Raw genomic sequence first — 15,050 nt, 5'->3', positions numbered from 1 at the left:
CCCGATGCACCAAGCGCATCGACATCTTGTTGCTCATGGCGCTACTGGCCGAAATCATTATGTGGTGGAATGGGCTAATCGCGATGCAAGCCAAATGGCAGTGGGACTTCCAGGCCAATACTATTAAACACCGGCGTGTACTCTCAATTCCCAGACTAGGGCGAGAAGTGCGGAAGCATCGACGCTACCACATTCGAGAGCAACAATACCGGTGGGCAATCATAGAATATCAACGGTTAACGCACTTCTGTGGGATGACAGAATTATGAGGGGATCCGCCAGAGCCCACATACAGCGGCTGACGGTACCGGGCTGCCAGCTCATAAAGCTGCTCACAGGCTGCTGCGCTGTCGGCGAGTGGCTTATCAACAAACACAGGAATGCTCTGTTTCAGGAAATAAGCGGCAATCTCCGGGTGGGAGTGGGTTGCAGAGTGGACCATTACGGCATCCACGCCGGAGTTAATCAGTTTCCGGTAGTCTGTGCAGGTTTCCCTGACATGATATTGATGGGCGAGTGCGGCAAGGGTGTCCGGGTTACGGGTACAGAGAACGGGTTCAACAGTGGCTAGTTGAGTGATAACGGGCAGATAGGCTTTTTGAGCAATATCGCCCAGACCAATAATTCCAATTTTCATAGACAAGGCTGGTAAATGGGGGATATCGCCAGCCTGACATGAGGGACAGAGAGCATAAAGGCGGGGCAGGAAAAATGTGGGGGTGGTCACAGCAAGCGTCTGCCCCTTAAAAACACAAAGGGTTTGGTTTGTCACCCGTGCCGGATACGTTGGGGGGATATCCAGCCAGGGCAAACCGAAATTAAGCAGATACCTCCTCGTTGGACGCAAGCTGGCCATGCTTATGGTGCATTCCCGGGATCCACGCCAGCTTGTCTGCTGACATTTTCTTGCCGGTAGGCAGCTCGATGTGATTGACAGTCCAGATCACGCAGCCATCGGGCAGATTGAGCAGTCCGCGTACCTGGGAGTAAAGGTGGTGGCGGTCATACGCGCCGGAAAGTGGGGTAGCAAAACCCATCCACGCGCCCAGAACCTGCGCCTGGCTGGCTTTCAGATCCAGGGTCAGGATTTCCGGGTCTACGTCTTTGACGATCTTCATACACAGGCGTGTACCGCCGTTTTCAAGTTGTTCAGTCCAGAGCCGGTGAGGGATCCCCAGTTCTTCCCACTGAAGTACATTGGCATATTGGTTCATCATAAAAATCCTCTTATACGAGTTCAGGAGCACCGGAGTGCTCCTGTTATTGTTGTTATATGGGTTTACTTGTAGGTCAGGCCATGGCCGAATGGGAACAGGGTAAAGTCGCTTGGGTAGCCTGGTGCATCTGGGTCCTGAGACGTAATAGCAGTGGCACTGTTTGCCAGTGCAAATGGCATCTTGCCCTGAGGTTTGAACTTGCCTGACAGCACGTCCAGCAATGCTGCGTCAGATACACCAAAGGTAGCCAGCAGAGCACCTGCGTTTTTCATTCCGCTGGCATCATCCAGTACGAATGGCTGGCGGAAGTTAATGGACAGGATAGTGTTGTCAGCACCAATTTCTCCCATCACTGCCTGGATATCAGCCAGAGATGGTTCCATTTTCCAGGAACTTGCTGTTGCGATACGGCTGAAATCCAGGATATCCAGTTCTTCAGGGTTGGCACCACCGAAGTAAAGGTCTGGTCTGGTTCCTGGCGCATCGTTAGATACACGTACGCGGATAACTGCGTAATCGTGACCGGCTGCCGTCGGGCGGGTAGTACCTGCGTCACCCTCGGTAACAGTGTAGCCGGCACCCTCTACAATGCTCTTATCCATACCCATGGTGTATACTTTGCCAGCTGCAGTCATTGGCAGCGCGTTAGTATTGTTTCCAAGGTCTTTGTTCTGCAGCAGTACCACAGACTTACGCTGGGCGAGGTTTGCTTTGTCCTGGTAATCCTTTTTGCCTATGGTTGCCAGTGCGTGCGCTTCATCGACGTAAGCATTTTCAAACAGGCCCAGTTCAAACTGCTCTTTCAGCAGGCGCTTCACAGATTCATCTACACGTGATTCGGTAAGCTTGCCGTTTTTCACCAGGCTTGCCACGTCATCTTTATTGTTGAAGCCAGACAGCACGTCGGATCCTGCCTCAATAGCGATCACCAGTTTTTCTTCCGTTGTCTTGTCTTCCAGACCCCAGGAGCGGGTACCGATGATACCGGTGTCGGTGTTCACGTAGCCTTTAAAGCCAAGCTCGTGTCTGAGCAGGTCAGTAACCACACCTTTGGAGAATGACATACCAACAGTATTTGGCTGAACGTCCTGATAGGTAGGGATGCCGTAGTAAGGCATGATGGCCGATGCTCCAGCTTTGATTGCAGCCTTGAACGGGATCAGGTGGTAGTCAAAGTTGTTAGAAGGGTAGACCTGATTTTTACCGAAGTCGTAGTGTGGATCTGCACCATTTTCCTGCGGGCCGCCGCCAGGGAAGTGCTTGATGGTCAGGGCAACACTGTCTTTGCCCAGGTGCTCTTTCTGCAGGCCTGTGATAAGGGCTGTCATGATTTCTGATGCCAGGCTTGCGTCTTCAGTAAAGGTTTCGTGTACGCGGTACCAGCGAGGCTCAGTTGCAAGGTCCATCATGTAGCCGTACATAGAACGGATACCAACAGCAGTCCACTCTTCACGCATGATATTAGCGAATTCGTTGATAAGCTCCATATCGCGGGTAGCAGCAAGGCCTGCTTCTTTAGGCCAACTGGAGAATGAACCTGCGCTGACATTAATACCAGCTTTCGCTGACGGATCAAGGTGGTTACGGGCGTTAGATTTGAAGATAGCAGGAATGCCCAGACGGGTTTTCTCCATCATTTCCTGGACAGAGTTGGTGTAGTTCACTGCCATAGCTGGTGTGATCTGAGGGCCACCCCAACCAATGTCGCCGCTATTATCAGGCGTTGTCACAATAGCGTTGCGGAAAATAAAGCGGGTCATTTTCTGAGTATTGATGTAGCCATCAGCTTTCGAATCAGGGTTACCTTTATCGTCTGCGTTCATAGTATCAATCAGCATCATCCCGGCTTTCTCATCCAGGTTCATGCGAGTAACCAGATCAGCTGCGCGTTTTTCAGCCGTTAGTCGCCAGTCTTCGTATGGTTCTAATGTACCGTTACCATTCGCATCACGAAATTGGTAACCATCGACCGAGAGCAGTGCGTGGACCTTAGATTGCACGGTAGGCTGAACTAACTTGTTAGTTGTATCAGCAGAGTCTGAATCGTTACAACCACTGAGCATAACGGCCAGAGCGATAGGGGTGAGGGTAAGTATTGTTCTTTTCATAGTGAACCTGTTTCCATGGTTTGTTTTCAGGATAAAGGGTAGACCGGAAGTGGCGATTGGTTAACCAATTGGTTGGCCAAAAGAGATCTTGATCAACCAATGTTTACAATTGGTAATCAATGGTCACAATTTAGAGTGAATTGCCTGGAACTTAAGCGGGGGGTGGGGTATTAACAGTATGTTGGTTTATAAAATTGGTTGGTTATTGTTAAAAAAATACCCCGCCTTGACTTGAAAGGGCGGGGTATTTATTGGGTGTCATTCAGGATTTTTAACCTGTTTGGTTAAATCCGTTCAGGCGCATAAACTCGTCGATAAAGCCCTGATAATCACCAACTTCTGGTGAAGTGAAGTTTTGCGGAGTAATGTGGGGCATCATCTTTTTAACTTGATTTTGTACTTCCGGATTTAATTCGAGGTTGTCCGGCCTCAGCAGACGTTGCTCATCGACCTGAGCGCCCTTTGGATGATAAAGGAAATCGGTCATCAGGCGGTGCATGTGCTGTACACAGCTTTCATACTCGCCGCGCTCTTTCATCAGTTTGAACAGCGCCAGCATGTAGGAGGATAGGCCCGGAATAAACACGGAGGCTTTGGAGACGATCGACTTACATACCCCGATATGAGCTTCGCCACCAATTTCCGCCAGGTGGCGGTTCATGGTGTGGGCAGTTTCATGCAGGTGTTGCTTGGCTCTGCCCAGTGTGCCACCGAAGTAAACCGGGTGGGTGATCTCTGAGCCAATGTATGAGTAAGCCACAGTTTTCACACCTTCAGCCAGTACGCCGTTTTCAGCCAGGAAAGTGATCCATTCCTGCCAGTCTTCGCCGCCCATTACTTTCACTGTTTCTTCCACTTCGTGTTCATCGGCTACTGGCAGGGTCATTTCTGCCATCGCACCGTGCTCGATGCTGATAAAGTTTCCGGTAAACGGCGTGCCGAGCGCTTTCAGGGAAGAACGCCACATACCGCTTCCGTCTGGTTTTGGACGCACGCCGGTTGCCAGGCTGTAGACCACGCAGTCCACTTTGCCGCCAAACTCGTTTTTAATAAAGTCGACTACCTGGGCACGCATCTGCGGGGAGAAAGCATCACCCACAAAGTTTTCAGCGATCAGCCCCTGCTTCTCCGCGGCTTCGGTAAACGCGAGGTTGTTGTGCCAGCCGGCAGTGCCGGTGTGCTCTTCTGAAGGCGGACGCTCGAATGAAACGCCAATGGTGTCTGCACCACCACCAAACGCGAGGGAGATTCGTGATCCCAGACCAAGGCCGGAAGATGCTCCCAGCACCAGTACTTTCTTGGGACCATGAGTTAATACTGGCAGTGTCTGTACCTGGGCGATCTGATTGCGGACCTCTTCACGGCAGCCTTCCGGGTTACAGTTTTTGGCAATAACGCCTTTAATCACGGGTTGAATAGTCATTGTTTTATCTCTGTTTCAGAAAATCTGATGCCAATATAGATGTCCAAACAGAGAATAAATGTGACCGTAATGCCTCATACGCCACGATGACCTGACTAGCCAAATGAATGGCGCAGCGGGTAAAGTGTGTTTACTCGTTTGCTTTGCTCGGCGCTTCCCCCGTCCAACGCTTAAATGCCCGTGAAAAGCTGCTGAGTTCAGAGAAGCCAAGCTGGAAGGCGATTTCCGTCATATTGATTTGCGGATCACCGAGCAGATGAAGTGCTTTTTCCAGCCGGTAGTTATTAAGTATGGTTTTGAAGCTGGTGTTGGCTTCAGCCAGGCGGCGGTTGAGGGTTCTTGGGCTGGTCAGCATGATTTGAGCGACTTTTTGCACCGAAATATCCCTCAGGGTAGATTGCTCATCAAAGACCTTACATACCTGCAGACGGATGTCGTGTACGCTCAGGCGCGCTGCCTGTTCCTTCACATACTTCAGGTTGTGCAGCCATACTTCCCTGTTTTTGGTGGCCAGTGGGTGGAGCACGTCGGCTTTTGAAAACACGATTTTTCGAACCGGACCCTGTTTCATTTCCCGGCAGTTGTATCTGTGGCAAAACGCGTCCATTTCCTGTTGCGAATAATTGAGACGGGGCGAAAAGACACGGCATTCCGGCGCGAGCCCTCCATTGGCCTGTCGCATAAGTTCCATAATGGAACAGGTCATCAGCGCAACACCAATCTGGGTTACCTGGTAAGCCTCAGGGGAAGTACTGTCTATTATCAATAACTCCACTTTGCCATTGTTCTCAACAACAGAGAAATGAGCCTGATGGGCTGCCACGATGAAGTAGTCGCTCAGGGTGTGAAGAAACTCCAGCAGATTTTCAGATGAGCATAACAACACCGAGAAACAGCCAAAGCTGAAAGGGTTAACCAGTTTAGCCGTGTCCAGCGAGAAGAGAAGGCTGCTGTTTTCGATCAGCTCCTGGTGAAACTGGCGTACGACGCGGATATCCGGCTTATCAGAGGGCATCTGTTTAATTGCGGAATACATGGGGATATCTTCGAGCTCAATTCCCTGAGACACGGCTCCATGTTTGAGCAGTTCAATCCATCCGGGATGAAGGTGAAAACGCATATCCCTGCCAGCTCGTTTTTCATGCATTTGTCTGCCCTCTGTTATTGGTGCGCGTGAAGCATAGCGGATGTATATCCATGAAGCATTATATCTCATCACACTCTGTGTAACTGTCTCAGGTGGACAAATTAATGGCGTATTTAGTCAAGTGTAAGCGTGCCAACGATCACAAAAGTAGTCTTTAAGTGGTGATATTGGGTTTAAATGTAACGAAAAAGGTCACTGTGAGGCAGATCTTGTTTTCTCTGGCTGGCTTATTTGGCAAAGCTAATGGCGCAGAGAGACAAGATGAAAATCTGTGCCAGACGTATGTTGATTAGCGAATGAAGGAGACATTCCATAATCAATAACGCTTCGGTACCGACCACCGTTTTTAGCAGGGAAACAGTCAAAAGCGGGTCATGCAGCCGGGGCAGAATAAGAGGTCAACTATGACTTGGCAAACTCAGTACGCAGATAAGCTGATTACCCTACAACAAGCTGCAAGTAAAATTCAGTCCGGAGACAAGATCTGGGCTGGTGGATATCTTTCTGTACCGGTAGCGCTGCTGCGTGAGCTGGACAAAACAGCGCTGGATCTTGAAGGTGCAGAGCTGTACTCAGGCCTGCTGACATTCCCTTATGAGTTTCTCAAACCCGACTATATTGGTCGCCTGACATACCGCAGCCTGTTCATGGGCCCGCTGGAGAAGAAGTTCCAGCACGGTGGCAATGCCGAGATCATCACTTACCATCTGTCGAATGTAAAAGAAGTACTCGACCGAATTGATTTCAACGTCATGGTGGTGGAAATGACCCCGCCAAACGAAGATGGCTATATGAGCATGGGCGCCTGTGGCGGTGTGGGTAATGCCTGCGTGATGGATAAAGTGGACACTATTATTGCTGTGATCAACGACCAGCAACCGTTCATTGGCAACCCGGAAAACCTGGTTCACGTTGATAAAGTGCAGTTCCTGACTGAAGGTCACCACCCAATCGCAGGACCCAAGCCTGCCGCTCCTTCTGAGCTGGAGATGGGCATTGCTGAGCACATTCTTCCGCTGATCAAAAATGGTTCGACCATCCAAATTGGTATCGGCACCCTGTCTGATGCTGTAGGTATGGGCCTGAAAGGTCACAAAGACCTGGGTATTCATACCGAAATGTTTACTGAATCCATGATGGAAATGATGAAAGCTGGCGCGGTTACGGGCAGCGAGAAAAACTACCAGCCAAACAAGGTGATTGCGGCGTTTGCGGCAGGATCTCAGGATCTGCTGGATTACGTTCACAACAACCCGGAAATTGAAATTGGTGATGTGGTTAAGGTCAATGACCCGAATGAAATCGCCAAAAACGACAACTTCGTCTCTATTAATACCTGCATCATGACGGATTTGACCGGTCAGGTGGCGTCAGAAGGCGTGGGTCACATGCAGATCTCCGGTTCCGGTGGTCAGGTGGACTTTGTACGTGGTGCGCGCATGGCTAAAGGTGGTCTGTCGATTATTGCTCTGGCGTCCACTTACAAAGGCAAAAATGGCATCGAGTCGACTATCAATGTTGCCCTTCCAGAAGGTACGCCGGTCACGACACTGCGTAATGATGTACAGGTGATTGTAACTGAACATGGTGCAGCTGATTTGCGTGGTCTTTCCACGGCACAGCGTGCCCAGGCACTGATTGAAATTGCTCATCCGGAGTTCCGCGATGCGCTGCGCGAGCAGGCAAAAGCCTGTGGCAAGCTGAAATAAACCGGAGGGATGATGATGTATCAAGGTGAATATTTTCAAATTGAAATGAACGGTGAGCTGGCTCACCTGATGTTTAACTCTCAGCATGACAGCGTGAATACCCTGACTGAAGGCGCGCTGAAAGAGCTGGAACAGGCGGTAACTCTGCTTGAGGAATCAAAGCCAGCGGGTCTTGTGATCCGTTCGGGCAAAAAGATCTTCAGTGCGGGTGCAGACGTAAAGGCATTCCGTCAGCTGTTTTCTGATGGCGCAGAGGCTGTCACTGATTACCTGCAGTGGGCACAGGGCCTTTACAACCGTATTGAAGAACTGCCATTGCCAAAGGTTGCGCTGATCAATGGTACGGCTGCTGGTGGCGGTATGGAACTGACACTGACCGCGGACTATCGTCTGGCGACCCCGGATGCAAAAGTAAGCTTGCCGGAAGTGAAACTGGGTATCTTCCCTGCCTGGGGTGGTTTGACCCGATTACCGCGTATTGCGGGCATGGATACCGCGATTGCGTGGATGACCATGGGCAAAAACTTTAAAGCGGCCGATGCACTGACTGCGCACGTGATCGATGGCATCGTCGAAGCAGAAAAAGCAGTGGAAATGGCAGAGCAGACTCTTGAGTCAGCGATCAAAGGTGAGCTTAACTGGCAGGCGCGTTTTGCAGAGAAACAGCAGCCGCTGCCAATGAGCCCTTATGAACTGTCGATGTCGATTAACGTCGCGCGTGGCATGGCAGCAAAAGTTGCGGGTAAACACTATCCAACCCCGGGGATCATCCTGTCATCGCTGGAAAAAGCCGCGAAGTTCAGCCGTGATGAGTCTCTGAGCCTTGAGCGCAGCGCTGTGTGTCAGTGTATTGAGACCGGTGTACCGGATGCGCTTGTATCCGTATTCCTGTCGGATATGGCGGTGAAGTCCAAAACCCGCTCTTTGGTTGGTGACAGTCAGTCCTGCCAGGAAGTCGGCGTCATTGGCGCGGGTATCATGGGTGGTGGTATTGCTTACGTCAGCGCCGATAAAGGCATGGACGTGATAATGAAAGACATACATAAACAGGGCCTGAGCCTGGGTCTGGACGAAGCGAACAAGCTCCTGACCAAACAGGTTGAGCGCGGCCGTAAGAAGCCGGGCCAGATGGGCGAGACGCTTAACCGCATCGTACCGACCTTGCACAACGAAACACTGCAAAACAATGATCTGATCATCGAAGCGGTAGTTGAAAACCCGAAAGTGAAAGAAGCCGTACTGAGTGAGCTGGAGCAAATCGCGCCAAACGCACTGCTGGCTTCTAACACCTCAACCCTGATGATCAGTGGTCTTGCGCAGGCACTGGAGCGGCCTGAACGTTTCTGCGGTATTCACTTCTTCAACCCGGTACACCGTATGCCGCTGGTGGAAGTGATTCGGGGTGAGCAAACCTCTGATGAAACCATCAGTCAGGCGGTGAAATACGTGGCGGATCTGGGTAAGACTCCGATTGTGGTCAACGACTGCGCCGGCTTCCTTGTAAACCGCTGTCTGACGCCATACTTCCTCGCGTTTAACCAGCTTGTTGTTGACGGCGGTGACATTGCCACTATCGATAAAGTGATGAGCAAAGGCTTTGGCTGGCCGATGGGCCCGGCACATCTTCTGGATGTGATTGGTCTGGATACCGCCGCGCACTGTATTGATGTGATGGATGAAGCATTCCCGGGTCGCCTGAGCAAACCGCAGACGAACCTTATCCAGAGCTTTGTTGACCAGGAACTGCTTGGCCAGAAATCAGGTCAGGGTTTCTATACTCATGTGCCGGATCGTCGTGGCCGCATTAAGCCTGCTGAGTATCCTGAGTCGCACAACCTGATCCGCTCGCTGGCTGAGCAGCCGGCAGAGTTCGATGCTGAGACCATCACCATGCGTATGATGCTGCCGATGATGTTCGAAGCAATTCGCTGTCTTGATGAAGGCATTGTGGCTTCTCCGGCAGAAGCGGATATTGCGATGATTTACGGTACCGGTTTCCCTCCGTTCCGTGGCGGTCTGTTCTGTTACATGGACAAGATTGGCGCAGAGAAGTTGCTTGAAATTGCCGAGCAGTACAAGCACCTGGGCGCACTGTATGAAGCACCAAAAGGTCTGCTTGAGCGCGCTCAAAGCGGCAAATCATTTTACTGAACAACAGGGGAACCAAGATGAAAAACGTAGTAATTGTTGATGCGATCCGTACCCCTATGGGACGTTCGAAAAACGGTGTATTCCGCCACACCCGTGCAGATGACCTGTCTGCACATCTGATGAAATCCATGTTTGAGCGCCAGCCAGCAGTGGATCCAAAACTGGTCGACGATGTGATTTGGGGCTGTGTTCAGCAGACCGAAGAGCAGGGCGCAAACCTGGCCAAAATAGCGGCTATCCAGGCAGGGCTTCCTGAGACGGTACCTGCGACCACAGTAAACCGCCTGTGTGGTTCATCCATGGACGCGTTGCACATTGCAGCCCGCGCCATCAAAGCTGAAGACGCAGAGATCGTACTGGTGGGGGGCGTTGAGCACATGGGGCACATCCCGATGACCAAGGGCATCAACCTTAACCCGTACAACCGGAATATGGCGCAGGCATCGGCCATGATGGGCCTGACTGCAGAAGCGCTGGGTAAGCTGCACAAAGTCAGCCGTGAAGATCAGGATGCACTGGGTGCACGCTCTCACCAGCTTGCGCACCAGGCTACGGTTGAAGGTCGTTTTGATAATGAAATCGTCCCGACCATGGGCCACGATGAAAACGGCCTGCCGACACTGGTTCGTCACGATGAAGTGATCCGCCCTGAAACCACGGCTGAGTCTCTTTCAACCCTGCGTCCGGTGTTTGACCCTGCGAACGGTACCGTGACAGCGGGCACCTCTTCGGCGCTGTCTGATGGTGCGTCGTGTCTGCTGGTAATGAGTGAAGACAAAGCCCGCGAGCTGGGCGTAACCCCACGTGCCCGTATCGTCTCTATGGCGTCAGCAGGTGTTCCGGCTGCCATCATGGGTTACGGCCCGGTTCCGGCGACCAACAAAGCGCTGGAGAAAGCGGGCCTGAACATCGGTCAAATCGACTTTGCCGAAGTAAACGAAGCGTTCGCCGCTCAGGCTATCCCTTGTCTGAAGGATCTGGGGCTGTGGGAGCAGCGCGATGACAAAGTGAACCTGCACGGCGGCGCGATTTCTCTGGGTCACCCGCTTGGCTGTTCGGGCGCGCGTATTGTTGGCACGCTGATCAACGTAATGGAACAACGCGGTGGCCAGTACGGCCTGGCCACCATGTGTATCGGTATGGGGCAGGGGATAGCCACCATCATCGAGAAAATCTGATAAATCCCTCTAAGTTCTGAACCTACCTTTGGCGGCTGTTTCCAGCCGCCCTTTTTTGTCCGTTGAATGGACAACCGGTATTTCAAACCATACCCTTGATATATTCATTCATGAGAGGGTTTTATCCTCATGCAAATCAGTTATGAACAGATTCGCGCATTTGTTGCAGTTGCCGATTGTGGCTCCTTCAGTGCCGCGGCCAAAAAGCTGGACAAGCACAGAACCACACTAGGGCAACTTATCGCACATCTGGAAATTGAAGCCAATATGACGCTGTTTGACCGCAGCGGCCGCTACCCGGTACTGACCGAAGACGGACGGGCGCTCTACCTGCAGGCGAAGAGCCTGGCTGAAACTACGCTGGCATTTGAGCAGCTTTGTGTCTCTCGGGAAAAAGGGGTGGAAAGTGAAATCACTGTGTACCACTCAGATTTTCTTCCGGTCGGATTTATTGCAGGGGTGATGAGTGGATTGAGAGAGATTTTTCCTTTTGTGCGGGTTCACTGGCTGCACCGCAGTCTGAGCGAAGCAAAGGAGGCGCTTCAGTCCGGCGAAGCAGACCTGGGTTTGTTGCTGGTACCCAATGGCGACTCGGTTACCGCGATGAACTTCAGTTATTTAATGAGTCTGCCATTTTGCATTTGCGCTAACCCTGACTTCATTCAAAGGCATCAGCTAACCAATCTGGACGCGTTAAAACGTACCCGCCAGCTAATTGCCGAAGACTTTTTTTATTCGGGTATCAGCAAAACGGTATCTGTTTCCAGCCAGACTGAGAGGATTGAGAATCTCAGCGTACTGACAAAGCTGCTGGAATGTGGGGAAGGCTGGGCAGTGTTACCGGTTCACGCAGCGCTTCCTGGCCTCAACAGTGGCATGCTTGAATCTGTCGATATTGCTGAGCTCAATACCTTACTGCGTTTCCCTGTATGCATCTGGCAGCCTGCCAGTCTGCCAGGGCCGGCTGCCACTGAACTGGTTCGTCTGTTCAAAGCCGAGTCTAAACAACACGAACTGCTAAGTGAGGGGATATCCCTCGGTAAGTGATTTAATCTGAAGCCGAATAACACGTACATTTCCGGTTGAACCCTACGAACTGGAGAATAAACGTGAAAATCAAAACTCTGGCTTTAGCAATTATCATGAGCAGCGCAGTGACCGCGACGGCTCAGGCCTGTACCTCTGTTGCCTGGAATACCGATCTGGGCACTTTTACTTCCCGGACTAACGACTGGGTAGAGTCAACAAATCCTATGCTGGGGAACATCAACAAAGGCGAGATGCGCTCGATTCAGGGCACCGGCGAGGGGGCACTCTACCAGGTGAAATACGACATTGTGGCGGTAATGGCTTATGGCGAGCTGGTGCATGATGGAGTGAACAGCGAAGGGCTGCAGGTAAATACCCTTTACTATGAGCCAATGACGATGGAGCCGGTAAGCTCAGCCTCTCAGGTAACCCAGTTTACTTTCGGTGAGTATGTTCTGGCTAACTATGCGACGGTGGCAGAAGCCGTTAAAGCCATCCCTGAGCTTGACTATGCCAGCCTGAAAATGGACGGAATGCCTATGGAGATCAAGCTGCACTGGTCGATAACTGACAAGAGCGGCGACCGGGCAGTCATCGAGCTGGATGAAGACAAGCTGCGTATCTATCAGGGTGAAGAAGCCATGGTGATGACCAACCAGCCGTCAATGCAGGTTCATATCGATAATAAGCGCGACCTGGAGCCCAGGTGGACCGGTTCTGACATGCATACAGATTACGGTTCAAACGGCAACAGTAACGCTGAAAGCCGCTTCATTCACGCCAGTTACTTTAAAAGCAAGCTGACAGAGCCAACCAGCGTTCAGAACGGAATGATGAAGCTCTCCGGCGTGCCTTTCCGTGTACCGGCTGATGCGCCGTACAAAGACTTTGGAAGAGGCATGTCCGGCTACGCGACGGAATGGACCCTGACCCAAAGCCTGGAAACCGGTGACAGTGTGTTCGAGTACAACTTTGGTGACAACTGGAACACCGTACGCTTCAATGTGTACGAGATGATGGGCAAGTCGTTCCGTATTCCGCTGGCTACTGGCAATATGGCCGGGCTGTAGTTTTCCCCGCCTGCTGAAAGAAAAGGGGCACATATCCTGTCTGTTGATTAGATAGCCTGCAGACAAGGACCCAAGCATGCGCCCCTGTTTTCCTTCTACTCCCCATTCTGATGTCAGCGACAGCCCGGTAAAGGAATGGCTCGCTGAATACCATGAAATGCCCATTCTGTTCCGGCCTGACCACGCGCTCGCGCTTTCACGGCTGTTGCCCCTGCTGATTTGTGGTGAACAGTCTTCCCAATGGGTGTTCTATAACGAAGGTCAGCGCCTTTCATCTGAAGAAAAAGAAGAGAGTCAGGCGGCGTTTCTCCGTATTGTTTCTGATGAGCAGCATCATGAAATCGCATTGAAAGCGATAACAGAACAACTTCCCAGACCCTTTGATCTGAACTCACTGCGCCGCCGCAGCCAGCATTTTTATACCCGCCTTGGCAGACAGGAGACACTGGCTGAGCATTTTGCCCTGGTAGCCTGTCTGGACGGGCTGGTGTGCAGAATAATGAAGGCGATGGAGCGAAGTGACCTCGGGGACAAGCATCCATTTACCCTTCTGTGCCGGGCGATCAAAAAGGATGAAGCCCGCCATGTTTCCATTGCCCGAAAGCACGCTCTGGCGCTGGGGTTTGATGCGCAAAAATGGCCTGCACATCAGCAGCAGATGACGGAAAACCTCAGGGAGATGATGGAACCCGAAGCTCAGGCATTTGCTACATTAGGAGTAAAGCTTGAAGCCATCTTCAGGGACAAAAGGAGTGACGATGACGACTTTTCTTAATACCCGGGTAAAGGTACTGGCCAGTCATTATCAGCTGCCGGAGGCGGCTTACAGCACGGAAGATATGCTGGTTATTCTGGAGAAGCTCTCGGGCTCCCGTTATGCCAGAGCTGCCAGGCGTATAGCCTCTCACATCGGAATAGAGCATCGTCATCTGTGCCGGGATATGACTCTGGCCGTAAGCGCCCCATCACCAACCAACTCAGAGCTGGTGGCAGAGGCTGTGTCTCACTGCCTGAATGAAGCTAACCTTCAGCCGGATGAGCTCGATTACCTGATTGGACACACCAGCACGCCTGATACCCAGGTCCCGCCTGGTATTGCCTGGGTGGCTGACAGGCTTGATTATCATGGCCTGTATCTCGAACTTCGTCAGGCCTGCACCGGATTTGCGTCCGGCCTGCAAATGGCCCTGCCCAGAATAGAAAGCCGCCATAAACCAGTGATGATCACCGGCAGTGAAACCGGCTCCGTTTACTTTGACCACGCGCCGGAGTTTCTGGATCAGTCTCAGCTGGTTAACTATCTGCAAATGGGGGATGGGGCAGGCGCTGTCCTGCTCGGCCCGGATACCGGTGAGGCGCGGGGAGTCATCAGTGATGCGTATATGGGCCAGATTGGCGTTGGTAAATCTCCGGGTCTGCTGCTCGATGGTGGTTCAGCCAGCGTATACACCCAGCCAGGCCGCGCCCGTTTTCATCATGATGCGGCAATGGTGAAAAAGCAGGGAGAGGCACTGTTCCATACCGCGATAGAAGCGCTCGCCCATCGTGGATTGTATCTGGAGGATTTCGATTACATCATCCCCCACCAAGCCAGCGGCCATATCGATACGCACTTTTCCCAGGCTACCGGTATTCCGAAACAGAAAATCATCAATGATGCCCGTGAACTGGGTAACCTGGGCTCGGCTGCTATCTGGGTGAGTTTCGCCCGCCTGCGGGAAAGTGGCGTTCTTAACCCGGGCGACAGGGTATTGGTGATCGGAGCGGAATCGACCAAATATATGTATGGTGGGTTTGTGTATACGCACTGACTCTTGTTCAGCTGATTTTGTTGTCAGCCCTTCAAAGCTATGCAGAACAGTAAATTCATCAATGAGTTGTGATGGGCAGATGGCTTAAATCCCACAGCCTCACTTATCATCCTGAGTCGGCTGACCACTTCAGCCTTAATTGATCTGCATTGGCGCGAGGTCTCTTTTTTCATGGCTCCTCCTGAGCCAACCCGGGCCAGGCGCTAT

11 protein-coding genes and 2 pseudogenes are annotated in these 15,050 nt (G+C 51.8%); 8 read left to right on the top strand and 5 right to left on the bottom strand.

Translation table 11 applies throughout. From position 1 onward, the window contains the following. Positions 1-269: pseudogene (locus ACVB80_RS17705) on the top strand (IS4 family transposase); the annotation flags it as partial. Between the two features lie 14 nt (positions 270-283). On the opposite strand, the pseudogene ACVB80_RS17700 reads toward ACVB80_RS17705, so the two are convergent. From ACVB80_RS17700 to ACVB80_RS17680, 5 genes and pseudogenes are all read right to left on the bottom strand, one after another. Next, a pseudogene (locus tag ACVB80_RS17700) lies at positions 284-637 on the bottom strand (Gfo/Idh/MocA family protein); the annotation flags it as partial. Between the two features lie 181 nt (positions 638-818). Beyond that, positions 819-1,217, bottom strand: coding sequence for a hypothetical protein (locus ACVB80_RS17695; protein ID WP_481082615.1), 399 nt, complete (start codon positions 1,215-1,217; stop codon positions 819-821). 62 nt (positions 1,218-1,279) lie between these two features. After that, a complete protein-coding gene (locus ACVB80_RS17690; RefSeq protein ID WP_481082614.1) occupies positions 1,280-3,325 on the bottom strand; it encodes a glycoside hydrolase family 3 protein in 2,046 nt (681 codons plus the stop codon). Positions 3,326-3,596: 271 nt separating this feature from the next. Further along, a complete protein-coding gene (gene fabV, locus ACVB80_RS17685) occupies positions 3,597-4,748 on the bottom strand; it encodes an enoyl-ACP reductase FabV (RefSeq protein WP_481082613.1) in 1,152 nt (383 codons plus the stop codon). A 130-nt stretch (positions 4,749-4,878) separates the two neighbouring features. Next, positions 4,879-5,895, bottom strand: a complete 1,017-nt coding sequence (locus ACVB80_RS17680) for a helix-turn-helix transcriptional regulator (RefSeq protein WP_481082612.1) — start codon at positions 5,893-5,895, stop codon at positions 4,879-4,881. A gap of 404 nt (positions 5,896-6,299) precedes the next feature. Here ACVB80_RS17680 and ACVB80_RS17675 point away from each other — a divergent pair, with 404 nt between their 5' ends. The 7 genes from ACVB80_RS17675 (at position 6,300) to ACVB80_RS17645 (ending at position 14,843) form a co-directional block, all read left to right on the top strand. Further along, a complete protein-coding gene (locus ACVB80_RS17675; RefSeq protein WP_481082611.1) occupies positions 6,300-7,604 on the top strand; it encodes an acetyl-CoA hydrolase/transferase family protein in 1,305 nt (434 codons plus the stop codon). A gap of 12 nt (positions 7,605-7,616) precedes the next feature. Next, the gene (gene fadB / locus ACVB80_RS17670; RefSeq protein ID WP_481082610.1) at positions 7,617-9,755 is read left to right on the top strand and encodes a fatty acid oxidation complex subunit alpha FadB; all 2,139 of its coding nucleotides are present in this window, start codon (positions 7,617-7,619) and stop codon (positions 9,753-9,755) included. Between the two features lie 17 nt (positions 9,756-9,772). Continuing rightward, positions 9,773-10,933 carry an acetyl-CoA C-acyltransferase FadA gene (gene fadA / locus ACVB80_RS17665; protein ID WP_481082609.1) on the top strand — a complete coding sequence of 387 codons (1,161 nt, stop codon included), beginning with the start codon at positions 9,773-9,775 and terminating at the stop codon, positions 10,931-10,933. A gap of 129 nt (positions 10,934-11,062) precedes the next feature. Further along, positions 11,063-11,980: a LysR family transcriptional regulator gene (locus tag ACVB80_RS17660; RefSeq protein ID WP_481082608.1), complete on the top strand. Its 918-nt coding sequence runs from the start codon at positions 11,063-11,065 to the stop codon at positions 11,978-11,980. A 62-nt stretch (positions 11,981-12,042) separates the two neighbouring features. Further along, a complete protein-coding gene (locus ACVB80_RS17655; RefSeq protein WP_481082607.1) occupies positions 12,043-13,032 on the top strand; it encodes a linear amide C-N hydrolase in 990 nt (329 codons plus the stop codon). Between the two features lie 76 nt (positions 13,033-13,108). Beyond that, a complete protein-coding gene (locus ACVB80_RS17650) occupies positions 13,109-13,807 on the top strand; it encodes a hypothetical protein (RefSeq protein WP_481082606.1) in 699 nt (232 codons plus the stop codon). After that, positions 13,791-14,843, top strand: coding sequence for a 3-oxoacyl-ACP synthase III family protein (locus ACVB80_RS17645; protein ID WP_481082605.1), 1,053 nt, complete (start codon positions 13,791-13,793; stop codon positions 14,841-14,843). The genes ACVB80_RS17650 and ACVB80_RS17645 overlap by 17 nt, the downstream gene beginning before the upstream one ends. The last annotated feature ends 207 nt before the right edge of the window (positions 14,844-15,050 follow it).

Source organism: Vibrio sp. 9-16B-A1, assembly GCF_056726165.1.
This window is presented reverse-complemented; position numbering and strand designations above follow the sequence as displayed.